The organism is Mesobacterium pallidum, from assembly GCF_019966535.1.
Taxonomy (GTDB): Bacteria; Pseudomonadota; Alphaproteobacteria; order Rhodobacterales; family Rhodobacteraceae; genus Mesobacterium; species Mesobacterium pallidum.
In genome coordinates this window covers 395,648-418,031 of sequence record NZ_JAIMID010000001.1, presented here as the reverse complement: position 1 = coordinate 418,031, position 22,384 = coordinate 395,648, and the positions used below count along the sequence as shown (strand labels likewise).

General features: G+C 68.2%; 22 protein-coding genes. 11 read left to right on the top strand and 11 right to left on the bottom strand.

Going from position 1 to position 22,384, the window contains the following annotated elements:
- Positions 1 to 13 precede the first annotated feature (13 nt).
- Entirely contained in the window at positions 14 to 1,240 is a 1,227-nt protein-coding gene (locus tag MF270_RS01885; RefSeq protein WP_238364151.1) for a Tm-1-like ATP-binding domain-containing protein, read from the bottom strand.
- Positions 1,241 to 1,362: 122 nt separating this feature from the next.
- On the opposite strand from MF270_RS01885, the gene MF270_RS01880 reads away from it, so the two are divergent.
- A complete protein-coding gene (locus tag MF270_RS01880; RefSeq protein WP_238364150.1) occupies positions 1,363 to 2,514 on the top strand; it encodes an amidohydrolase in 1,152 nt (383 codons plus the stop codon).
- On the opposite strand, the gene MF270_RS01875 is transcribed toward MF270_RS01880, so the two are convergent.
- The gene (locus MF270_RS01875; protein ID WP_238364149.1) at positions 2,511 to 2,954 is read right to left on the bottom strand and encodes a GFA family protein; all 444 of its coding nucleotides are present in this window, start codon (positions 2,952 to 2,954) and stop codon (positions 2,511 to 2,513) included. The genes MF270_RS01880 and MF270_RS01875 overlap by 4 nt on opposite strands.
- A gap of 65 nt (positions 2,955 to 3,019) precedes the next feature.
- Between MF270_RS01875 and MF270_RS01870 the strand changes: the two genes are divergently transcribed.
- The 4 genes from MF270_RS01870 (at position 3,020) to MF270_RS01855 (ending at position 5,922) form a co-directional block, all read left to right on the top strand.
- Positions 3,020 to 3,865 carry a helix-turn-helix domain-containing protein gene (locus MF270_RS01870; RefSeq protein ID WP_238364148.1) on the top strand — a complete coding sequence of 282 codons (846 nt, stop codon included), beginning with the start codon at positions 3,020 to 3,022 and terminating at the stop codon, positions 3,863 to 3,865.
- A 61-nt stretch (positions 3,866 to 3,926) separates the two neighbouring features.
- Complete coding sequence (locus MF270_RS01865) at positions 3,927 to 4,352, top strand: hypothetical protein (protein WP_238364147.1); 426 nt, start codon at positions 3,927 to 3,929, stop codon at positions 4,350 to 4,352.
- Positions 4,352 to 5,170, top strand: a complete 819-nt coding sequence (locus MF270_RS01860) for an HAD-IIA family hydrolase (RefSeq protein WP_238364146.1) — start codon at positions 4,352 to 4,354, stop codon at positions 5,168 to 5,170. Before MF270_RS01865 ends, MF270_RS01860 begins: the two co-directional genes overlap by 1 nt.
- Complete coding sequence (locus tag MF270_RS01855; protein WP_238364145.1) at positions 5,167 to 5,922, top strand: SDR family NAD(P)-dependent oxidoreductase; 756 nt, start codon at positions 5,167 to 5,169, stop codon at positions 5,920 to 5,922. The genes MF270_RS01860 and MF270_RS01855 overlap by 4 nt, the downstream gene beginning before the upstream one ends.
- 144 nt (positions 5,923 to 6,066) lie before the next feature.
- Here MF270_RS01855 and MF270_RS01850 read toward each other — a convergent pair whose 3' ends face one another.
- From MF270_RS01850 to MF270_RS01810, 9 genes are all read right to left on the bottom strand, one after another.
- A complete protein-coding gene (locus MF270_RS01850; protein WP_238364144.1) occupies positions 6,067 to 6,387 on the bottom strand; it encodes a 2Fe-2S iron-sulfur cluster-binding protein in 321 nt (106 codons plus the stop codon).
- 11 nt (positions 6,388 to 6,398) lie between these two features.
- Positions 6,399 to 7,160, bottom strand: coding sequence for an SDR family NAD(P)-dependent oxidoreductase (locus MF270_RS01845; RefSeq protein WP_238364143.1), 762 nt, complete (start codon positions 7,158 to 7,160; stop codon positions 6,399 to 6,401).
- A complete protein-coding gene (locus tag MF270_RS01840) occupies positions 7,154 to 7,810 on the bottom strand; it encodes an HD domain-containing protein (RefSeq protein WP_238364142.1) in 657 nt (218 codons plus the stop codon). The genes MF270_RS01845 and MF270_RS01840 overlap by 7 nt, the downstream gene beginning before the upstream one ends.
- A complete protein-coding gene (locus tag MF270_RS01835) occupies positions 7,810 to 9,246 on the bottom strand; it encodes an aldehyde dehydrogenase family protein (protein ID WP_238364141.1) in 1,437 nt (478 codons plus the stop codon). The genes MF270_RS01840 and MF270_RS01835 overlap by 1 nt, the downstream gene beginning before the upstream one ends.
- 9 nt (positions 9,247 to 9,255) lie before the next feature.
- Positions 9,256 to 9,849 carry an HD domain-containing protein gene (locus MF270_RS01830; protein ID WP_238364140.1) on the bottom strand — a complete coding sequence of 198 codons (594 nt, stop codon included), beginning with the start codon at positions 9,847 to 9,849 and terminating at the stop codon, positions 9,256 to 9,258.
- Positions 9,850 to 9,917: 68 nt separating this feature from the next.
- On the bottom strand, positions 9,918 to 11,735 hold the full coding sequence (locus tag MF270_RS01825; protein WP_238364139.1) for a PEP-utilizing enzyme: 1,818 nt from the start codon (positions 11,733 to 11,735) through the stop codon (positions 9,918 to 9,920).
- A 70-nt stretch (positions 11,736 to 11,805) separates the two neighbouring features.
- The gene (locus MF270_RS01820) at positions 11,806 to 12,873 is read right to left on the bottom strand and encodes a PEP/pyruvate-binding domain-containing protein (protein ID WP_238364138.1); all 1,068 of its coding nucleotides are present in this window, start codon (positions 12,871 to 12,873) and stop codon (positions 11,806 to 11,808) included.
- Positions 12,874 to 12,881: 8 nt separating this feature from the next.
- Positions 12,882 to 14,123, bottom strand: coding sequence for a cytochrome P450 (locus MF270_RS01815; RefSeq protein WP_238364137.1), 1,242 nt, complete (start codon positions 14,121 to 14,123; stop codon positions 12,882 to 12,884).
- A gap of 112 nt (positions 14,124 to 14,235) precedes the next feature.
- Positions 14,236 to 15,663: an AfsR/SARP family transcriptional regulator gene (locus MF270_RS01810; RefSeq protein WP_238364136.1), complete on the bottom strand. Its 1,428-nt coding sequence runs from the start codon at positions 15,661 to 15,663 to the stop codon at positions 14,236 to 14,238.
- Positions 15,664 to 15,908: 245 nt separating this feature from the next.
- On the opposite strand from MF270_RS01810, the gene MF270_RS01805 reads away from it, so the two are divergent.
- The 6 genes from MF270_RS01805 to MF270_RS01780 all read left to right on the top strand — a co-directional run bounded on the left by MF270_RS01805 (position 15,909) and on the right by MF270_RS01780 (position 22,351).
- Positions 15,909 to 17,528 carry a GMC family oxidoreductase gene (locus tag MF270_RS01805; protein ID WP_238364135.1) on the top strand — a complete coding sequence of 540 codons (1,620 nt, stop codon included), beginning with the start codon at positions 15,909 to 15,911 and terminating at the stop codon, positions 17,526 to 17,528.
- Positions 17,529 to 17,621: 93 nt separating this feature from the next.
- Positions 17,622 to 18,890: an ABC transporter substrate-binding protein gene (locus MF270_RS01800; protein WP_238364134.1), complete on the top strand. Its 1,269-nt coding sequence runs from the start codon at positions 17,622 to 17,624 to the stop codon at positions 18,888 to 18,890.
- Between the two features lie 86 nt (positions 18,891 to 18,976).
- Positions 18,977 to 19,933, top strand: coding sequence for a branched-chain amino acid ABC transporter permease (locus MF270_RS01795; RefSeq protein WP_238364133.1), 957 nt, complete (start codon positions 18,977 to 18,979; stop codon positions 19,931 to 19,933).
- Positions 19,933 to 20,910, top strand: coding sequence for a branched-chain amino acid ABC transporter permease (locus MF270_RS01790; protein ID WP_238364132.1), 978 nt, complete (start codon positions 19,933 to 19,935; stop codon positions 20,908 to 20,910). Before MF270_RS01795 ends, MF270_RS01790 begins: the two co-directional genes overlap by 1 nt.
- On the top strand, positions 20,907 to 21,617 hold the full coding sequence (locus MF270_RS01785; protein WP_238364131.1) for an ABC transporter ATP-binding protein: 711 nt from the start codon (positions 20,907 to 20,909) through the stop codon (positions 21,615 to 21,617). Before MF270_RS01790 ends, MF270_RS01785 begins: the two co-directional genes overlap by 4 nt.
- Positions 21,614 to 22,351, top strand: a complete 738-nt coding sequence (locus MF270_RS01780; protein ID WP_238364130.1) for an ABC transporter ATP-binding protein — start codon at positions 21,614 to 21,616, stop codon at positions 22,349 to 22,351. Before MF270_RS01785 ends, MF270_RS01780 begins: the two co-directional genes overlap by 4 nt.
- Positions 22,352 to 22,384: the final 33 nt, after the last annotated feature.

Sequence of the window (22,384 nt, the reverse complement as noted above, 5' to 3'; positions counted from 1 at the left end):
CAGGTCCCACCCCTCACACCGCCGTCTTCACCACTCCCTCGGCGATCCAGCCATCCAGCACAGCCAGCACCGCCTCGGCAAAAGCCGCATCGTTGATATGCGCGTCCACCTCGGTCAGCGACGTGACCACCTTCCGCACCTCGTCCACCATCGCGGACAGCCCCTCGGGGTCATGGGCCGGGCCACCGGGCTTGTCCCATTCCTCGACCCCCTGGAGCGGCATCACGAAATGCACCGGCCCCTGCGCCTGCCCCAGCCGCTGCGCGATGTCACGCACCAGCGCGCGGCGTTCGTCGGGTGACAAACCGGAGGACTTGATCAGCCGGTTGTGCGCGTGGAAGGGACGGTCGGCATAGGTCTCGGGGATCTCCTGCCAGCCGGCATAGTCGATCAGGTCCGCGCAGCCCGGCGCCACGATCTGCGGTATGCCCACGGCCCCCGCGCCCAGCAGCCGGTCAGGGCCGGAATTGACCACCGAGCCGACCATCAGGTTGCCCACCTCGGGCAGCGCCAGGTCCAGCACGGCGGCGAAATAGCCCTGCCGGGCCAGCGCCTCGAAGGCCATGCCGCCCATGCCCGTCGCGTGGAACACGGCGACCTCGAAGCCGCGCTCCTCGAGCGGCTCCTTCAGCAGCTTCATGTATGTCAGGCACGACGAGCCAAGGCTCATCATCCCGATCACCGGCTTGTCGCGACGCGGCGGCTCGGCCGCCTGCGCGGCGCCCAGCACGGCACCAGCCGCCTGGCTCAGAGACGATTTGCAGACCGAGTTCAGACCATAGAGGCCCCCCGCCCAGAGGATCATCTGCACATCCGGCGCCAGCCGGTCCGGCGGGATCAGCGGCGAGAAGCTGATGGTCGAGACCACGTATTTCGGCACCCCCAGCGGCAGCGCCTGGCAGCAATCAAGCACCAGGTCCGTGCCCATCGACCCGCCCAGCCCGATCATGCCGTCGATCCGGCCCGCCGCCTGCAGCTCGGCCGTCAGCCGCGCCGCGCCGCGCGCCATGATCTGCATCGCGTGGTTTTCGTCGCCTGCGTCGATGGCGTCCTGGATCGAGCTGCCCGCCGCGTCGGCCACCTGGTGTTTCGAGATGTCCGTGGGCTGCGACGGGTCGCCCAGCACGCTGACGTCCATCGACAGCACCGCGCCGCCCAGGGCCCGGATGCGGTCGCAGATGTAATGCAGCTCGTCGTCCTTGGTGTCGTAGGTGCCGATCACGAGGATTGTCTTGGTCATGGGCGCTCCCTCCTGCTGGCGGCCAGAGAGCCACAGATCGTTGCGCAGTGCAACGATCTCGCCCAGCGTCTTGCCCGCGCCGCGCGGCTTGCTAGGCTGGGGCCATGAGACCCGGAGGAGCCATGCCGATCACCCTGCCCGACACCGACCTTGCCCGCCTGACCGCCTGGCGCCGCGCGAGCCACCGCGCACCCGAGCTGTCCGGGGCCGAAGCCGGCACCGCCGCCCGCGTGGTGGCCGAGCTGGGGCCGGCACACCCGGACCGCGTGGTCACTGGCCTGGGCGGCCACGGCGTGGCGGCGGTGTGGGACAGCGGCGCGCCCGGGCCGTCGGTGCTGGTGCGGTGCGAGCTTGACGCCCTGCCCATCGTCGAGACCGGCGCGCCGGACTGGGCATCGCAGATCCCCGGCGTCGCGCATCTTTGCGGCCACGACGGGCACATGGCGATCCTGCTGGCAGTGGCCCGCTGGCTGGGCCGCAACCGCCCCGCGCGCGGCCGCGCCATCCTGCTGTTCCAACCGGCCGAGGAAACCGGCGCCGGGTCTGCCGCCGTTCTGGCCGACCCAAGGATGGCGCAGCTGCGGTACGACCTTGCCCTGTCGCTGCACAACATGCCGGGCATGCCGCTGGGCCATGTGCGGCTGGCCCCGGGCGCGATGAACTGCGCCTCGCGCGGGATGCGCATCCGGCTGACGGGCCGCACGGCCCATGCCTCGGACCCCGCCACTGGCCTGCCGCCCACGCCCGCGCTGGCGCGCCTCGCGCTGGAAATGCCCCTGCTGGCGCGCGAACAGGGCCCTGAGGACGAAGGCTTCCGCCTTGTCACCATCACGCATCTGAGCGTCGGGGAACCCGCCTTCGGCATCGCCCCCGGCACCGGAGAGCTCTGGGCCACCCTGCGCACCCGCCACGACGATGCCATGGCCGCGCTGGTGGCCGAAGCCGAGGCGATGGTCGCCGCCGCCGCCGGGCCGCTGGGGACAAGGGTCACCTACCACGACATCTTCGACCATTGCGACAACGCCCCCGAGGCGGTGGCCGTGCTGGACGCCGCGATCGACGCCGAAGCCCTGCCCCGCGCCACCTTCCCCCTGCCGATGCGGGCGAGCGAGGATTTCGGCCGTTTCGGCCAGCACGCCCCATCGGCCATGTTCCTGTTGGGGTCCGGCCCCGATTGCCCGGTCCTGCACGCGCCCGATTACGACTTTCCCGACGCGCTGATCGAACCCGGCGCGCGGGTGTTCTGCCGCGCCCTGTCGGACCTGTTGCTTTAGTCCCCGTTCACGGAGACAGGCGCATAGCTCGACGAGGTCTCGAACGAGTCCTCGAGGCACAGCTCGACAAACGGCGCCTTGCCCCGCGCGAAGACCTCGCGCTTGACGTCGAACCAGAAGGTCGGCGGATCGAAACTGCCGCCCGCGATTCCGCGCAGCCCCGGAAACACCTCGAGCGTCCACATCACGTTGGTCCCGCAATCGGGGCAGAAATGCGTGGTGAAATCGCGCCCCGACTCGGTGACGAAGCTGTAATCCTTCATCTGTCCCGACAGGATTTCGACATTGCCTTCGTTGAAATAGGCCGACACGCCAAAGGCACTGCCGGTCCGCGCCTGGCAGTAGCGGCAATGGCAGACGGCCGCCTTTTCGGGCTGGCCCGTGGTCCGATAGCGCACCTGCCCGCATTGGCAGCCGCCCTCGTGAATCTCCTCGCTCATCTTTCATCCCCCCTCGGTTCGGGGCAGGATGGGGCAAGGCGCACGGATTTGGCAAGGGGCCGGGAATGAAGCAATTGCAGGTCAAGTCGATCCGGTCGCTGGCGCGCGGGCTCGAGGTGCTGCAATTGCTGCAGACCTCCGGCGCGCTGACCCTGCACGACCTGCATCGCCTGTCGGGTATTCCCAAGCCGTCGCTGCTGCGCATCCTCAAGACGCTGCGCGAACAGGGCGTGGTCTGGCAGCGCATGGTCGACGATGCCTACGTGCCGTCCTATTCGCTGACCGAACTGGCCGGCCGGATGGACCGCGAAAGCGAGCTGACCGAGGTGGCGAGCCCGGTGCTGGCGCAGCTGGCGGATGCGGTGAAATGGCCCTCGGTCCTGGCCGTGCCGCGCCTGACGCATATGGAGGTGATCGAGACCTCGGCCTCGCGCGCCTATATCGACAACATGCCGCTGGGGCCGGTTGGCTTCCGCGTGAACATGCTGCGCAGCGCCTCGGGCCGGGCCTTCCTGGCCTGGTGCGAGGCGCCGATCCGCGAGGCGATCCTGGACCGCCTGCGCCGGTCCGACAACCCCGGCGACCGGCTGGCCCGCAGCGCCGATTACGTGGCCCGCGCGCTGGACGAGACGCGTGCGGCGGGCTACGGGCTGCGCGATCCCGATTTCGGCGGCGATTTCGACGAGCCCCGCGCCAGGATCGACGACAAGCGCGATTCCCTGGGGGTGGCGATCCGCCTTGGGCAACACGTGCCCGGCACGATCAACATCACCTGGTCGCGCCGCGCCTTCACGCGCGAGCGGGCGATCGCGGTCTTCGCCAAGCCGGCGATGGAAGCGGCCGAAGAGATCGCCCGCCGCCTCGCCCGTCCCGATCCGGTTTCACAGGGTGAAACGCCCCAAGGCGCGTGATTGAGCGCGCTTAGGCTGCTGCCTAGCCTCCGGCCGCATGCATTGCCTTGGGGAGGACAGGATGAGCGACCTCGGCCACAGGGTCATGGTCACGCCCTTTTCCCGGGCCGTCGGCACCATGGCGCTGCTGAACGTCATCGGGACCGCGCGCGACGTCACCGTCCCCGGCACGGTCACGCGCTGCCTGCGCGGCCGCGTCGGCCTGCCGATGAGCGATGAGGTCGAGGACCGCAACCGCTCATCCAAGCGCGCGAAGGAACCGGAGGCCGAGCCGCACATTGCCACGCTCGACGCGCTGCGCGGGAAGATCGGCCGCCACCTGGCCGACGAGGCGTTCCTGCCGCACCCCGTCATGCCCGCCGACCAGGTGGATGCCCTGATGGCCGCGCCCAAGGCCGCAGACCGCTACGCCCCGGCCAGGCGTAGGCTGGCCCGTGCACGGATCGAAACCCCGGGCCTCGCGCTCAAACTGAACGGAGAGACATGATGCGCTGGAAAGCCGCCATCTTCGACATCGACGGCACGCTTGCCCTGATGAACAAGGCCGAGGGGACGTTCACCGCCCTGCCCGGCGCAATCGAGGCGATCGCCGCCTGCCGCGCCGCCGGCACGCGGGTCGTGGCCTATACCAACGGCACCTTCTTCCCGCCCGCGCATTACTACCCGCTGCTGGCCGATGCGGGGATAAGGATCGAGCCCGGCTTCCTGCTGACCCCCGCCGCCGTCGCCGCCGCGCGGCTGCGCGACATGGGCTACACCCGGATCATGGTCATGGGCGGCGACGGCACCACGGTGCCGGTCGCAGAGGCAGGGATCGAGATCGTCGCCCCCACCCCCGACGCCGGCCCCGTGGACGCGGTGCTCTTGGGCTACACCCGCGATTTCGGCGCGACGGAACTCGAGGCGGTGGTGCAGGCGGTCTGGGACGGCGCCAAGCCCTTCGCCGGCTCGGTCGCGCCCTATTTCGCGTCCAGCAAGGGCCGGATGCTTGGCATCTCGGGCGCCATCGCCGCGGCGCTCGAGAACGCGACGGACCAGAAGGTCACCGTCTTCGGCAAGCCCGAAACCGCGGGGCTCGACATGGTCGCGGCCCTCACCGGCGCGGATCCGTCCGAGATGGTGGTGATCGGCGACGACCCCAAGCTGGAAATCCGCATGGCCCGCCGCGCCGGCGCCCATGCCGTGGGCGTGACCACCGGCATCTCGGACGCGGCGATGTTCGCGTCCTTCCCCGAGGGCGAGCGCGCCCACGAGGTCCTGCCGACGCTCGAGACCTTCGCCGATCTCCTGAAAGCCCCGGCATGAGCGATCCGGTCTTCTCGGTCGCGGGCCGCGCGGCGCTGGTCACCGGCGCTGCCGCCGGCCTCGGCTTTGCCATGGCCGCCGCACTGGCGCGCAACGGCGCGCGTGTCGCCTGCCTCGACCGCGACGCCGACATGCTCGCCCGCTGCGCGGCGTTGGGAGAGGTCCTGACCCTGCCTGCCGACGTCACCAACGCGGCCGCGATGGAAGACGCCGTGGCGCGTACCGTCGCCCGTTGGGGTGCCCTCGACATCTGCGTCGCCAACGCGGGCGTCTCGGATCGCCCCGGCACCCTGCTGCACAAAACCGCCCCCGAGGACTGGCGGCGCGTGACTCAGGTCAACCTCGACGGCGTCTACAACACCGCCCGGCCCGCGCTGGCGCAGATGATGCGGCAGGGGCACGGCAAGCTGATCCCGGTCGCCTCGATGTGGGGCCATGTCGGCCCCGCAGGCCTTTTCCCGCGGCCCGCCTACGCGGCCTCCAAGGGCGCGGTCGTCAACCTGACCCGCGAACTTGGCGCCGAATACGCCCCCCACGGCATCCAGGTGAACGCCCTCTGCCCCGGCTTCTTCCGCACCGAAGGCCGCCCCCGCACGAACGAGGCCGCCGCCGCCATGGCCGCCTACACCCCCATGTGCCGCATCGCCGAAGCAGATGAAATCGCCGGCCCACTCCTGATGCTCGCCTCGGCCGCATCGGACTTCATGACCGGCACGTCGCTCGTGGTGGATGGCGGGGTGCTGGCGCGCTGACGCGCGCAGATTCAAAGCCTCCGGCGGGAGTTTAGCGGCAAGATGAAGACTGGATCCTTCATTCATCTTGCCAATTAAACTCCGGGGAGCGCGAGGGGCAGCGCCCCTCGCATCCGACGCCTGCAACGCAAAGGCGCCCGAAGTTTACCGCCCCGTCGCCACCTGGAACACCGCGCCTTCCATATCGGCGGTCACGGTGATCTGGCAGGGCAGGCGCGAGTTTTCCTGCGGTTCATTGGCCATGAATTCGATCGTGTCCGCCTCGGCCGCCTCGGGGGCGGGCAGGCTGCCCTCGGGCGCCTCGATCACGTAGCAATGGCAGGTCGCGCACATGGCCGAGCCGCCGCATTCGGCTATGATGCCTTCGACCTCGGCATCCTTGGCGGCGTACATCAGCGGCTCGCCCTCGGTCGCGTCCACCTCGCGGCGGGTGCCGCTTTCCTCGATGAAAATCACCTTGACCATCGTTTTCCCCTTCAGATGAATTGCTTGCCGCCATCGACGATCAGCGTCTGGCCGGTCTGGAAGGACGACAGGGGCGACCCGAGGTAGAGCGCCGCGCCCGTGATGTCCTCCACCTCCGCGTTGCGCTTGAGCGCGGCGCGGTCGACGCCGTAGGTCTTCGCATCCTCGATCTGCGCGAGACTCGCTTCGGTCAGCACGAACCCCGGCGCGATCACGTTGACGCGGATGTTGTCGCCGCCCAGTTCCTTGGCCATCACCCGGCTCATGGCGATCACCGCGCCCTTGGAGGCGACGTAATGCATCCATTGCGGCGACCCCGAGAACACCGTGGCCGAGGCGATGTTGATGATCGACCCGCCCGCCGTCTTCATCAGCGGGGCCACGGCGCGGGACATCTGCCAGACGCCCTTGACGTTGACCGCCATGACTTTGTCCCAGACGCCTTCCTCGATGTCGAAGTGGTGGCGGCGTTCCAGCCCACCATACAGCGCGGCGTTGTTGACCAGCACGTCCACGCCGCCCATGGCCTCCTGCGCCGTCGATGCCAGCGCGCGGCAGCTGTCGGTGCTGGTGACGTCCACCGCCGCCGTATGGGCCGTCCCGCCGGCGGCGCGGACCAGCTCGGACGTCTCGCCGAGGCCGCCCGCGTTGATGTCTGCGACAAGCACCTTTGCCCCCGCCCCGGCGAAGGCCAGCGCGAAGGCGCGGCCCAGCCCCCCGGCGGCGCCGGTCACGATCACCCGTTTCCCTTGCAACCCCAGATCGGTCACCATGTGGTCTTTCCTTCCTTGCGTCGTGGCGGTCCATGCTCGGGCGCGCGGCCCAGAAAGGTCTCGATTTCAAGCTCGGCCGCCATGGTGGCGGTCTGCGCCTCGGCATAAAGCCGCCCCGCATCCGTCAGCATCATCGGGTTCGAGCGTTCGCGCAGCATCTGCAGCACCTCGTGCAGCGGCACGTCGTACCAGCCGGCGATGGTGCGCATCCCGTGCCAGGTGCAGCGCCAGCCCTTGTCGGCATCCTTCATCACCGCGTCGTTGAGCGACCTGGCCTCCTTCACCGTGTCGTGGCCGTCGATAATTTCGAGCACGGCGTCGATGTCCACACCCTCGGGGCGGTGCCGTTCCAGGATCTCGCGGGCGATCCTGACACCTTCCAGCTCGTGGTCGCGTACGAGGTCAAGCCGCGTGGGGTGGCGCCCGATGGCGAGCAGCAGCAGGTCTTCGGGGATCATCTTCCAGCCGACGTCATGAAGCAGGATCGCGGGCAGGACCACGCTTTCGTCGGCCTCGGGGATCTGGGTCAGCAGGAAGCGCGCCAGGCCGTAGGCGACGATCGTGTGTTCGTCGTTGTTGCGCACGTCGAGGTAGGGTTTGGCGTCCTGCCACATCGGCAGGTCGCGGGGCAGGAAAACGCTGTCATCCATCAGGCCGGAACCTCGTAGCTGAGATACATTGTCTTGTATTCCAGGTAGGACTCGACGCCGTAGTGGCCCTTTTCGCGGCCCAGACCCGATTGCTTCATACCGCCGAAGGGCACGTAATGCGAGGAGCGCTGGATGTCGTTGAGCCAGACGGATCCGGCCTCGAGCCCCTCGCAGATCGCCAGCCCTTTCGCGAGGCCGGCCGTGAAGGCAAAGGCGGCAAGGCCGTAGATCGAGGCGTTGGATTTTGCGAGGCCGTCGCGCCAGTCGGCGACGGGAGAGATGCCGAGGACGGGGCCGAAGGTTTCCTCCTGCATCACAGCCATATCCTCCGTGGCGTCCGCGATCAGCGTCGGTGGCCAGTAATGACCCGCGTCGAAGCCCGCGCCCAGCGGCTTGTCGCCCCCCGTGAGGATGCGGGCGCCCTTGGCGCGGGCGTCTTCGGTCTGGGCAATGGAATTGGCGAGGATGCGGGCGTTGACGAGGGGGCCGAGGTCGCCCTCGCCGCCGGCGGGGGCGAGCGTGAGTTTCTGCACCAACGGGGTGAGGCGCGCGAGGAAGTCCTCGTAGACCGCCTGTTCCACGTAGACGCGGTTGACGCGGTAGCAGAATTGCCCGGTGTTGGCGAAGCCATGGCGGGCGATGGCAGCGGCGGCTTGATCAAGGTCCGCGTCGGCGCAGACCAGCGCGGGGGAATGCCCGCCCAGTTCCAGCGTCAGGCGTTTCATCGTGCCGGTCGCGGCGGCGGCGATGGCGCGGCCGGCCGCGGTGCCGCCGGTGAAGGCGACCTTGCGCGGCACCGGGTGGTCGACCAGCGCGGCGCCGATGCCGCGACCGGTGCCGGTGACCACATTGAAGCAGCCCGCAGGCAGGCCGGTGGCGTGGAAGAGCTCGGCCAGAGCGAGGGTCGACAGGGGCGTGTCCTCGGCGGGTTTGGCGACCACCGTGCAGCCAGCGATCAGGGCCGCGCCGAGTTTGAACATCAAGAGCGTGATGGGGTAGTTGAAGGGGGTGATGGCGACGACGACGCCCACCGGCTCGCGCGTCACGACGGTGCGTTCGCCGGGGGCGCTGCCAAGGGACATGGTGGCCGAGAGGCGCAAGCCCTCTTCGGCGTAGATGTCCAGCAAGTCGGCGGAGCGGGCGATCTCGCCCACGCAGGCGGCGTGCGGGCGGCCGAGTTCCAGGTGCAGCAGCTGCCCGATCCGGTCGGCGTTGTCGCGCATCGCCTGGGCGAGTTTCTTTTGCAGTGCCACTCGGTCGGCCATGGGCACCTGACGCCAGTGTTCCATGGCGCGGGCGGCAGAGCGGATGGCGGTGTCGGCATCGGCAGGCGTGCCCATGGGCACGTCGTCCACCAGCGATCCGTCGCGGGGATTGCGCACCTCCATCGGGGCGCCGTGGCCCGGGGTCCAGGCGCCGTCTATGAACATGTCCATCGGGCGATCCTAAAGCACGTGCAGCATGAGCTGGGCGCGGCTGATGTCGAGCGCTTCCTCGGCCATGCGGCGGCCGTGGTCGGTTTCGAACTTGTGCAGCTCGCCTTCGATCCGGTCCGCGTAGCCGCCGGGGGTCGTGCCGAACCAGTCGGCGGCGACGCTGATCCCCGTCACCTCGTAGCGCCAGAGCTTGTCGCTGTCGCGCACGATGCGGTCGTTGAGGTGATGCGGGGTGCTGCGCGTGTCATGGCCGTCGATGATCTCGCAGACCTGCGCGATCACGTCCTCGGACCAGCCGGTGGCCTTCAGCACCTCGGTCCCCAGCCGCACGCCCTCGATCTCGTGCAGCACGCGCACGTCCGAGGTCAGGAAGTTTTCCGACCGGAAGCCTTCGGTCAGGATCCGCTCCATGTCGATGGAATACCAGCCGATGTCATGCAGCAGGATGGCCAGTGAACAGATGTCGGCATCGGCGCCGGGGTGGAGGGCCAGCAGTTTCTGGCACCAGGCGAAGGACAGCGGGATGTGCACGTCGTTCTTTCGGGCGCGCATGTAGGGTTCGGCTGCGCGCCATACCGGGTCGTAGAGAGACAGGTCTCGCATCACGGGTCCTTGGAAAGTCTTTCAGGCAAAGATGGGGGCCGCCGCAGCGGCCCCCAGTCGGGGAGAGATCAGTCCTCGAGGATGGTCACGGTGCCGGCATTGCCGTCCACGCGCACGCGCATCCCGGTCTTGATCTTGGACGAGGCGGAGCCCGTTCCGGTCACCGCCGGCAGGCCATACTCGCGGCAGACGATGGCCGCGTGGCTCATCATGCCACCGATGTCGGTCACGGCCGCCGAGATCTTGCCGAAGACCGGCGCCCAGGACGGAGCGGTCACGGGGGTGACAAGGACTTCGCCCTTCTGCAGCTCGCCCAGCTGGTCGGGGCTGCGCAGCACGCGCGCCACGCCCTCGACGACACCCGGGCTGCCGGCCATGCCTTGCAGGGCGCCATCCTCGCCCTCGCCCGAGCCGGCCCAGCGCTTGATCGAATCCGAGGTGATGCCCCAGAGCATGATCGTGAAGGGTTCGGTGATGACCTCGGGCGGGTTGTTCAGCGCCGGCAGCGGGGAATGCTGCGCCAGCGCGTCGACGATCTTGCGGCGCCGCTCGATCTCGCGCGGCCAATGGGCCAGGCCCTGCTGGCCGCAGCCAATCGCCCAGCTCGAGCCGTAATCCCAAAGCACATCGCGCACCTCGTTGCGCGACAGGAAGAACATGCCGTCCTCGGTGTCCCAGTAGCCCTGGTCCTTGAGCAGGTTCGACAGCTGCCGCATCTTGCGCCAGAAGACGCCCAGCGCCCAGTGCTCGATGTAGAAGTTGTGGTCTTCCACGTAAGGAAACACGGTGCGCGCAAGGCCCAGCTTGCCGTCAAAGACCTCCTGCGCCTCTTCGTCCATCATGTCGCGGTATTCGCCCGCGATGCGGTCGCGTTCCTCGAGCAGCCTGGCGGTGGGGCGCATGATCTCGTCGCCCGCCTCGACCCGCTCGATGTAGTCGCGCAGGTAGGTCATCGGGATGTCGAGATGGTCGATCCAGTACTTGTCGGTCGAATAGAACCCGTTTCCGCTGGTGAAGTTGAACCAGGGGTCCTTGGCGGCCTCCCACTGGGCGATCCACTGGTCCCCGCCGGGGGCTGCGGCCACGGCGGCCAGCGCCGCGTCCACGGTGCCGGTCTTGAGCTTGTCCGCGACGCCCAGCTCGACTGCCAGCTTGGCCAGCTTCTTCAGCTCGTCATCGGGGCGGAAAAGCTCAGAGTCCACGCCCTGCACCATCTTGGCGATGGCCTGGTCGGGGATCGACGGGAACTGTTCCTTCACGAAACCGAAGAAGTCGAGATAGGCGGCGTAGCCGAGGTTCAGGAACTCGAAATGGTATTGCCAGGTCTTGTAGCAAAGCCGGATCGCGTCGTCATAGGCATTGAAGAGGTCATAGGTGTTGTCGAGGCCCTTGCCCGACTTGACCCAGTCCACGTCCACCACCTCGGGCAGCGGATCGAAGCTGATGGCGTTCATCTCGTCGATGGTCGCCAGCACCTTTTTCTTCCAGTTGGCCAGCAGGTCGTCCCAATTGGCGTAGTAATGCCCGGCGCGTTCCAGGAATTGCGGCACCCGCGCCTCGATCTCGGACGGATCGACGCCGATGGGCGAGAAATAGACGTAGCCGTTCAGGATGCGGTAATCGACGCCGTTGGCGGGCGGGACAAGCAGGTGACGGGTGTTGTATTGCCCCAGACCCTTGGTCGCGAAATCGACCATGATCGTGTCGAAGGGGCGGAACGGCGTCGGCCAGTGCTGCGAGTTGCAGAACCAGAACTTGCCTTCCTCTTCCGCGCGCCGCTCGGGCTGGTACTGGACGTAATAGGGGTAGATGCTCTTCCAGTCCTCCGCGCCGGCCGGGGCCTCGACCTCGTAGGGGCTCGGGAACATCGGGGTTTGTGCGTCCATTCGGTTGTCCTCCCTGGGAATGGAATTATTGGCGCGGGCCTGTCTTCCTGCCCGCGCAGGTGTCTGCGCCTCAGCCGCGAGAGGCGTAGGGGTTGGTCAGCGTGCCGACGATGGACATCATCCCTGTCGCGTAGCTGGATTTCTTTTCTTTCTTCTTCTGCGACCAGATGGTTTCCGGGCGCGATTGCAGGGCCAGCAGGTTCTCGCCGGCCGGCAGGTCGGCGTCGATCGCCCATTCCACGTCCTGCGGGCACTTGTTCTGCTTTTCCAGACGCTTGGCGAGCCGGGCGACGGCAATCACCTCTTCGTCGCTGAGGCAGGGCACCTTGCGGCGGGCCGCGTCGACCTCGCGTTCGACCGCCTCGCCCCGGGCGGGATCGCCCACCAGCTCCACGTGCTTGTCGCTGATCTTGCGGTCGATGATCTCTTCCAGCACCTTCTCGACGCTGTAATTGTCCGGCGTCACGACGCCCGAGACGACCATCTCGCCCAGCCCCCAGGAGGCGTCGATCACGATGCGGGTGCGGTCACCGGTGCCGGGGTCAAGCGTCATGGCCACGCCGGCGGCGCGGGCATTGACCATCTTCTGCACGGCCACCGACATGAGCACGTCGATATGCGCGATGCCCTGCTTTTCGCGGTAGGCCACGGCACGGGTGGTGAAGAGGGACGCCCAGCAGTCGCGCACCTTGGCAACCACGTCATCGGCGCCGATCACCCACAGGTAGGTGTCCTGCTGGCCGGCGAAGGACGCGTCCGGCAGGTCCTCGGCCGTCGCCGAAGACCGCACGGCCACGGCCATGTCCTCGCCCATCTCCGCATAGGCGGCGCGGATCGCGGCCTCGACGTCGGCGGGCATGTGGTGGGACCGGATGCGGATGCGGATCGCCTGGGCGGCCCGGTCCACGCTGTCGATATCCTCGGGGTCGACATTGGCCAGCGCGCGCTCGATCTCGGCCCTGAGGCCGTGGTGTTCGAGCATGGCGGCAAAGGCGTCAGTGGTGACGGCAAAGCCCGGCGGCACGGCGACGCCCGCTTGGGTCATCTCGCCCAGGGACGCGCATTTGCCGCCGACGCGGGCATGATCACCCGCACCGATGGTGGAAAAGTCGAGGGTGTAGAGGTCGTTCGCACTCATTTTATTGCTCACTTGTCCCACTCGACCATGACCGATTTCGGCACACGGAAGGTGATGTTGCGATTGTATTCCGCCACGAAGCCCGGAGTGACGCGCAGGGACGGGAACCGTTCGGCCAGCTGGCGGATGAGGATCTGCGCCTCCATCTTGGCCAGCTGGAAGCCGAGGCAGTAATGGATGCCATACCCGAAACTCAGGTGCGTGCGGGCGTTCTTGCGGGTGATGTCCAGCGTCTCGCCATCCGGGAACTGGCTGTCGTCGCGGTTGGCCGCTCCGGTCAGCATCAGGATCTCGGCGCCCTCGGGCAGGTCCACGCCGCCGATGGTCTTGGCGTGGCGCGCCTTGCGGCGCCAGCCGACGACCGACGGGGTGTAGCGCAGCATCTCTTCGACCGCGTTCGGGATGAGGCTGTGGTCGGCCTTGACCGCCTCCCAGGCCTCGGGGTGCGCGGCCATGGCCAGCACGTAATTGCCCATGAAGGTCGAGGTCGTCTCGTGCCCGGCGAACAGCGTGGAATAAAGCACGCCCGCGATCTCGTCGTCGCGGATATCCGCGCCCTCGGCTTGCAGGCGCAAAAGGTCGCTGGGGAAGTCATCGCCCGGATCGGCGCGGCGCATGTCCAGCAGGTCGTGGATGTAATTCCAGTAGGCGACCATGTCGTGGGCGACGGGGATCTGTTCCTCGTCGGTCAGGTCGGACCAGGTCATCTTGGCCCGCGCCTCGCCGTAGCGCTTGATCTTGGGCACATCCGCGTCCGGAATGCCCATGAGGGTGAAGAGCACGTAGGCCGGCACCGGGTAGGCCACGATGTCCCAGAAGTTCACCGGGCCGCCGTCCTTTCCCGCCTCTTCCAACTTGTCGAGATGGCGCGCAACGATCTCTTCGATCTTCGGCTCGATCGACTTGAAGCGGCGGGGGCCGAAACAACCCTGCGCGATCTTGCGGATGCGGGTGTGATCCGGCGGCACGCGGGCAGTCAGGCCCGAATAGGCGGTGAACCCGCCGTCCTTGAGCACCTGGCGCCCGGCCTCGCACATCGGCCGCATGGGTTTCTGCGCGTTCTCGGACGAAAAGGTTTTCCAATCGTCGAAGATCGCCTTGATATCCTCGTAGCGCGAGGCGACCCAGTAGCCGCTGTCCTCGTGGAAAAAGATCGGCTCTTCCCGAAACTTGGCCCACTGGGCGTGGGGTTTGTTCAGGTCAAACGGGTCAAAGGCATCCGCCGCGCGGATGCTGTCATGTGCAGTCATCGGATTGTCCTCCCAATCGCCGTATCCGGCTTGAGACTCACGCTAGCGCACGATCTTTGTTTTTTCTTTGGTGCATGTTTCATACCTGTTTTCAATGCCTTGCCGTTGCCGATCAGGCGTGCCCCCCCATCAGCTCATGATACAGCGCGTCCATCTCGCCCCGCCCGGAGAGGTCGCCGAGGCTGGCGGCGGCGGCGCGGTATTGCTTGTATTGCCGGGTCAGCGCGTCGCGCCGGCCCTGCGCCGCGAAGACCCGCAGCGTTTCCGCATGGGCGACGTCGCTGGCGGGGTCGAGCCCCAGCGCCTTCTGGCAATGTTCCAGCGCCGCACGGGTGCGGTCCGCCTTGCGTAACAGGCGCGACATGTCGCGGTGCAGCTTGATTGCCACCTCGCGCAGCCAGGTGCGACGGGCCAAGCACCAGTCGTCGTATTCGTCGTCGACATAGTCCTGCGGCAGGTCGGCAAAGAGATCGCCGACATAAAGCCGCTCGGCCTTGGCGAAAAGCTCCAGCGCCTCGGCATCGCGGCCCGCGTTCGCCAGCACCAGCCCCCGGCGGCAGAGCTGTTCGAAACTGGCGATGTCGATCCAGCTGCCGGGCGGGATGTTCAGCCGGTAGTATTCGCCCGTGCGCAGCAGCGCGTCCTTGCCGCCCAGCGTCTTGCGCAGCATGGCGACGGCGTAGTGCAGCCGTGCCCGCTTGGTCTGTTCGTCGCCGTCGCCGGGCCAAAGCAGTTCGCCGATCCGGTCGGCATGGACGCCCTTTTCACCCGCCTGAAGCAGGTAGGCGAACAGCGTCTTCGTCTTCTTGGGGCTGCCGCCCTTGATCTGCCAGTTCACCCGCTTGTTGCCGCCGACATAGACGCGCAGCTGGCCGAAACAATGGATGTGCCAACGCTCGGCCGAGGCGCCCAGCGGTTGCGGGCTCATCTGTTTTTCCAGCCACTTGGGGTCGGCGCCCCGCGCCGCGACCCGGTCGGCCCGGCGCGCCCGGTCGAGCCCGGCCAGCCCCGGCACCGCGCGGCCCAGCAGGTAGTTCAGCTGCTCGTCCAGCGTCGCCGCTTCGCGCATGGAGACCGGCAGGAAGAACGGGTTGTCGGTCAGCCCTTCGGGTGCCAGGAAATGCGGGTGCAATTGCATGGCGGCGCGCAGCTGGTCCTCGATCATCAGGTCGTGGTTGTAGAGCGCGACGATCCCCACGCCCTCGGCCGCCAACCGTTCGGCCAGCGCGCCCCAGGTCTCGAAGGCGGCGGTGCCGTCGGCCTGCGCCTGGCACCAGCTCATGTCGATGGCAAGCGGCCCCTCGGTCGCGCCGGCCAGCCGGGTCAGCGCCTCGTGCACCAGGTCGGACTCGAGCGCCGCCGTGTCGAGCCCGGCCGCGTCGAGCCCGTGGCGGGCCAGGCCCAGCGCCTCGGCCAACGCCTCGGACCCGGTGACGATATGCACCGACCCTCCGCCCGGCAGCGCCCCCAGCGCCGCGCGCAGGAAGCCGCCGCCCGAAAACGGGCCGATCAATGCAGCGTTCACGGCCACGGGTGCCATTGGTTGCGGTCCTCCTCCTCCTTCGGCGCGCCCTCCTCGCGCGCCGTCCCCTTCTCCAGGCCTGTATTCAAGGAATGGGCCGCGCGCCCCGCCATAGCAATCCCCTGGGATTTCACCCTGTGAAACGGCGTAGCATGGCTCGACGGGCAACTTTACATGTTAAATAATCGACAGCTATTCTCAAGGCGCGCGGCGTGTCCCCGGAGTGGAGGCCAAGAGCACGACAGCCCGCGCGCGGAGGATACATGGCGCAGCAGGACCAGTTCGACTACGTGATCGTCGGCGCAGGCTCGGCCGGGGCCGTGCTGGCCAACCGGCTGAGCGCGGACCCGAAGGTCTCGGTCTGCCTGCTCGAGGCCGGGCCCGCCGACCGCTCACCGTTGATCCGCATTCCGCTGGGCGTGATGTGGCTGACGAAAGACCCCAGGCACAATTGGCTGTTCGGCTCGACCCCGCAGGAGGGGCTGGGCGGACGCAGCGTCTCGATCCCGCGCGGCAAGGTGCTGGGCGGGTCCTCTGCGATCAACGGCATGGTCTACATCCGGGGCCACAGGGCCGATTACGACGCATGGGCGGCGCAGGGCTGCACCGGCTGGGGCTACGACGACGTGCTGCCCTACTTCAAACGGTCCGAGGACAATGGCCGCGCGGCGATAGACGACGCCTGGCATGGCCGGGGCGGTGAGCTGTCGGTGCAGGACCTGCGCGACCCCTCGCCCATGGACCATGCCTTTGTCGCGGCGGCGGAGCAGTTGCAGGTCCGCCCCTGCCCCGATTTCAACACGCCCGAGCCCGAGGGCGTCGGTATCTACCAGGTGACGCAAAAGGACGGGCGGCGGCATTCGACCGGCGCGGCCTTCCTGGCGCCGATCCGGGCGCGCGCGAACTTGACCGTGATGACGGGGGCCGAGGTGGCAAGGTTGCAGCTTGAGAACGGTCGCTGCACGGGTGTGGTGCTGAACCGCGACGGCGGCGAGGCCGTGGTCGGCGCGCGGGCCGAGGTGGTGCTGTGCGCCGGGGCCATCGGGTCGCCCGACCTGCTGCTGCGCTCCGGCATCGGGCCGGCGGCGCAGTTGAAATCCGCCGGGATCGAGGTGCTGCGCGACCTGCCCGGCGTCGGGCAGAACCTGCAAGACCACGTGGACGTGATGGTCATCGCGAAAAGCCGCTCCACGACCCCCTACGGCATCTCGGTGCGCGCCCTGCCGGCGCGGGCGCTCGACACGCTCAACTGGATCACCCGGCGGCGCGGCATGTTTGCGTCGAACATGGTCGAGGCGGGCGGGTTCGTGCGCAGCTCGCCGCAAGAGGACCGGCCGGACATCCAGTTCCACATCATCCCCGGCCGGAAAAGCCACCGCGGCCGCATGGTCGAATGGGGCCATGGCGTCAGCCTGCACACCTGCGTGCTGCGCCCCGACAGCCGGGGATCGGTCACCCGCACCCGCCCCGAGGGCGCGCCCGACATCGACCTTGGCCTCTTGCGTGAGGACAGCGACCTGATCCGACTGTCGAAGGGCGTCAAACTGGCGCGCGAGATCCTGCGCCAGCCGCCCTTTGCCCCCCATGGCCTCAGCGAAATCATCCCGGGCGACCACGTGCAGGACGACGCCGCGCTGGCCGATTACATCCGCGCCCAGGCGCGCACCGTGTACCACCCGGTCGGCACCTGCGCGATGGGCACCGGCCCGGGTGCCGTGCTCGACCCGGCCCTGCGGGTGCGGGGCGTGGACGGGCTGCGCGTCGCCGATGCCAGCATCATGCCGACCATCGTCAGCGGCAACACCAATGCCCCCGCCATCATGATCGCCGAGAAAGCGGCCGACATGATCGCGGCAGAGGCCCGCGCGGCCCGTGCCGCGTGACGGCTTGATCGTTACAAAATCCGGCACGAAGCTGGAACACCTGGGGAAACGGGCCGGAGGAGCCCGCCCCCATGTCCAAGGGAGGAAGGACATATGAAACTCAAGGCAGGACTCTGGGCCGCGACGGCCCTCGCCGGCATGACCATGGCCAGCGGTGCCATGGCCGGCAGCCACGGCGAAGGCCCGATGTGCGGCGCCATGACCGGTGAGGCCGCAAGCGGCGATCCGATCATCGTCGGCGGCATCCATGGCAACGCGGCACCGGGCGACTTTTCCGCCGCGACCGACGCGGCCAAGGCCTATTTCGACTGCGTGAACGCGAACGGCGGCATCCATGGCCGGCCCATCGACTACCGCGTCGAGAACGACCAGTGGAACCCGGAACTGGCCGCGCAGGCCGCCGCCAAGCTGGTCAATGACACCGACTCCGTGGCCCTCGTGGGCAACGGGTCCTTCATCGAGATGGCCGTGAACGCGGGCACCTACAAGGACGCGGACATCATGGTCATGGCCTCGGCCTGCGCCATCTCGGAATGCTTCGAGACCTCGAACATCGTCTCGACCAACCAGGGCCCGCTGCCGTCGAACCTGGGCGCCGTGCAATACGCCCGCGAAGAGCTGGGCGCGACCAACGTGGCCTGCATCGGGCTCAACATCCCCAACAACGGGATCTGGTCCTGCGAAGCCTCCATCAACTACATGAAGGACAACGGCGGCGACGGCTCCATGGCGCTCTTGAACCCCGGCGCGCCGGACGTGAACTCGGCCCTGCTCGAGGCCGTCGCCTCGGGCGCGGACACGATCCTGATCAACCAGCCCGCGGGCCTGGCGCTGGCGATCCTCAAGGCCGCCGAGGAACAGGACCTGCGCGACGAGTTCAACTGGATCGCGCCGACGCCGCTTTATGACCTGTCGATCCCCGACGCGGTGGGCGAATACTGGCACGGCCATGTCTACGTGAACGCGGAACTCGCGCCGTTCCAGGTCAACGGCCCGGATGCGCAGAACTGGATCAAGGTGATGGACGCCTATGCCCAGCCCGAGGACCCGCGCGACACCTTCGCCCAGGCCGGCTACCTGTCGGCCAAGTTCTTCACCGAGACACTGCTGGACATGGACCCGGCCGATGTCGATGACCGCGCCAAGGTCGGCGCGGCGATCCGCGCGATTTCCGGCAAGGAAAGCGACCTGATGTGCGGGCCCTACTACGTGGGCGATGCCGATTTCCACATGCCGAACCACGCCGGCTACATGGTGAAGATCATCGAGGGCGGCTACGAGATCGTCCGCGAGTGCTACGAGTACGACAGCGCCTTCTTCGAGCCGCATATCGCGCTCGAGAAAGAACTCGGCCTGCGCTGAGCACGGCTGGGCGAACCGGCGCGGCGGCGGATGGGGATCCGGCCGCCGCGTCCGGCCTTTCGGGGCCAAAAAAGGGGACAGGGCAGATGGGTCAGGCGCGCGCGCTGAATTGGCTCCTCTACGTCGGGCTGATGGTGCTGATCCTCGGCTGGCTCGGCTGGGGGATGAAATTATCGTTGACGGGGCGGTTCTTTGTCGCCGGGCTTGCCGTCGGCTCGCTTTACGCGCTTGGCGGGATCGGCATGGTGGTGCTCTACCGCGCGACAGGGGTGCTGAACCTTTCGGCCGGGGCCGCGGGGGCGGCAGGCGCCATGACCGCCTGGCAACTGGTCGAGTGGGGCACCTGGCCGCCGTTGGCCTGGCTGGCCTGCATCGCCGTGGCGACGGTGATCACGCTGGCCTACGGGCGGCTGATCGCGCCGCACCTTGCCTGGCGTGACACGGTGGTCAAGGCGGTGGCGACGCTGGGTTTTGCGCTGATCATCCTCGGCCTCGTCAGCTGGCTCTGGATCGACGATCCGCGCTCGATCTCCCTGCCGACCGACAAGATGCGGTTCGAGTTCCTCGGGCTGAAGGTCACTGTGACGCGGCTGATCGTCTTCCTCGCCTCGGTCGCGCTGGTCGTCGGCATCTGGCTGTTTCTCGCCAAGACCAAGGTCGGCCTGCAAATGCGCAGCCTCGCCAATGACCGCGACCTGTCGGCGCTGATCGGTATCCCGATCCTGCGGGTCGAGACCATCGCCTGGGGCATCGCAGGCGTCATCGCAGGCTTCACCGGGCTGATGTTCGCCGACCTCATCCGGCTCGAGGCCACGGTCATCACCTTCATGGTCATTCCTTCCGTCGCCGCCGCCGTCTGCGGCCGGCTGGAAAGCCTTGCCCTCGTCCTGCTGGGCGGGCTTTCCATGGGCGTGATCGAGGCGATGCTGACCCTCTCGCCCACCTTCAAGGGTGCCCGCCCCATCGCGCCCTTCGTCATTGCGGCGCTGGTGCTGCTCTGGTCGCAGCGCGGGACGCGGCTGACGTTCGGAGGGCGCGACTGATGGGCCTTTTCACCATCACCCCCTCGGGCTGGGCTGGCATCGCTTTCGCCATCGTCGCGGGCCTTGTGATCCCCATGATCGCCGGCAACCTGTGGCTGTCGGTCTTCACCTCCACCGGTTGTTTCGTGCTGGCGCTGGCCGGGGTCGCCTTCATGTATGCCCGCCTTGGCATGGTGTCGCTGACGCAGGTGGGCCTGATGGGCGTCGGCGGCTGGGTCATGTTGCGGCTGAACCACGCCCTGCCCCTGCCGTTCGAGGCGAACCTGGTCCTGTCGGGCCTCGTCACCATGGGCTTCGGCTGGCTCTTGGCCCTGCCCGCGCTGCGGATGCGCGGGCTTTACCTGGCGCTGGTCACGCTGATGGCCGCCGGGGGACTCGAGATCATGTTCGCCACCTTCCAGTTTCCGAACGGGGGCGCAGGGTTCTGGGGCGTCAAGACCGGCTCGGCCGAGGCGTTCCGCCGCCCCTGGATCGCCCAATCGGCCGAGGGCTACCTGCGCTACACCGTCGCCGTCGTGACCCTGGGCTTCCTGCTGATCGAGGCGCACCGCCGCACCGCCCCCGGCCGCGCCTGGGCGATGATCCGGCGGTCCGAGGCCGCCGCCATGGCCGCCGGGGTCAATGTCACCCTGATGAAGACCTGGGCCTTCGGCATCGCCGGTCTGCTGGCCGGGGTCGCGGGCGGGCTGCTGGCTGGTTCGCTGGGGCTGCTCGATGACGGCACCTTCAAGGCCAGCGAAAGTATCCTGCTCTTCGCCCTCGCCGTCGTGGGGGGCGCGCGCTACTGGTACGGCGTGGTCATCGCCGCCGCGCTCTACCGCATCCTGCCCGCGCTTCTGAACAACTGGGGCGTCGATGCGGACCTCAGCTTCGTCATCTTCGGCGCGGGACTGCTGCACGCGGTCATCACCGCCCCCGACGGCATCGCCGGCCAAGTGCGTGGGCTGGTCCTGCGCAAGAAGGAGGCCGCCACATGATCCGCCTCACGGATGTCACCGTCCGCTTCGGCGGAGTCGTGGCGCTGAACGCCGTCTCGGCCGAGTTCACCAAGCCCGTCAGCGGCATCATCGGCCCCAACGGCGCCGGCAAGACGACCCTGATGAACGTGCTCTCGGGCTTCGTCTCGGCCACCGGAACGCTCGACAAGGATGGCGACAGCCTCATGGCCCTCGCCCCCCACCGCCGCGCCCGCTGGGGCCTGCGCCGGTCTTTCCAGCGCGAAGAGATCGCCAACGATCTGACGGTCTTCGACAACGTGCTGGTGCAGGTCGACAGCGCCGGCAAGGGCGGCCGGCGGGACGAGGTCGCCCGGATGCTGGACCTTGTCGGCATGGGCGACAAGGCGGGCAAGATGGGGGCCGAGCTCTCGGGCTTCGAACGCCGGTTGACCGACGTGGCGAAATGCATGGTCGGCGCGCCGAAGCTGATCATGTTCGACGAACCGGCCGGCGGCATGTCGATCGAGGAAACCCAAAGGCTGGGCGACCTGATCCTGTCGATCCCAAAGGCGACCGGCGCGCAGGTGCTGGTCATCGACCACGACGTCGAACTGATCGCGCGGGTCTGCGCGGAAACGCTGGTGCTCGACTTCGGCCGCCGCATCGCCTTTGGCCCGACGTCCGACGTGCTGGCCGACCCCAAGGTCAAGGCCGCCTACCTGGGAACCGAGGAGATCGCGACATGATCCTGCGCACCACCGGCCTTTCGGTCGCCTCGGGCGGCCGCACCATGGTCTCGGGCGTCGACCTGGAACTGGCGCAGGGCACCGTCACGGCCGTGCTCGGCTCGAACGGCGCGGGCAAGTCGGAACTGGTGCTCGCCATGGCCGGGATGTTGCCTGTGACGGCAGGCAAGGTCCTGCTGGGCGAAACCGACCTGACCGGCAAGGGCCCCGACGTGATCCGCCGCGCCGGCATCGCCGCCGTGCCCGAAGGCCACCGCGTGCTGACGCGTCTGTCGGTCGACGACAACCTGCGCGCGGCGGGGTCCCTGCTGGACAGCGGCCTCGACGCGGCCCTCAGCGACGTCTACGCCCTCTTCCCCGAGCTGGCCGAGCGCAAGCCGCAGCTGGCCGGCACCATGTCCGGCGGGCAGCAACAGATGCTGGCGCTCGGCCACGCCCTGATGTGCCGCCCGAAATTCCTGCTGATCGACGAGATGAGCCTCGGCCTCGCCCCGCTGATCGTGAAACGGCTGATGGGCGTGGTCACCGACCTCAAGGCGCGCGGCGTCGGCGTGCTGCTGATCGAACAATTCACCGACATGGCCCTCGCCGTCAGTGAACAGGCGGTGGTGCTGCGCGGCGGCAAGGTGCGCTACGCGGGCCGCGCCCAAACGCTGATCGACCACCCCGAGCGGCTGGACGAGGCCTATTTCGGCGTCGACCACGCCAAGGCCGGAACACACCTCGGCACCTGAAAAGGGGCCGGACCCACCCGGATCCAGCCCCTT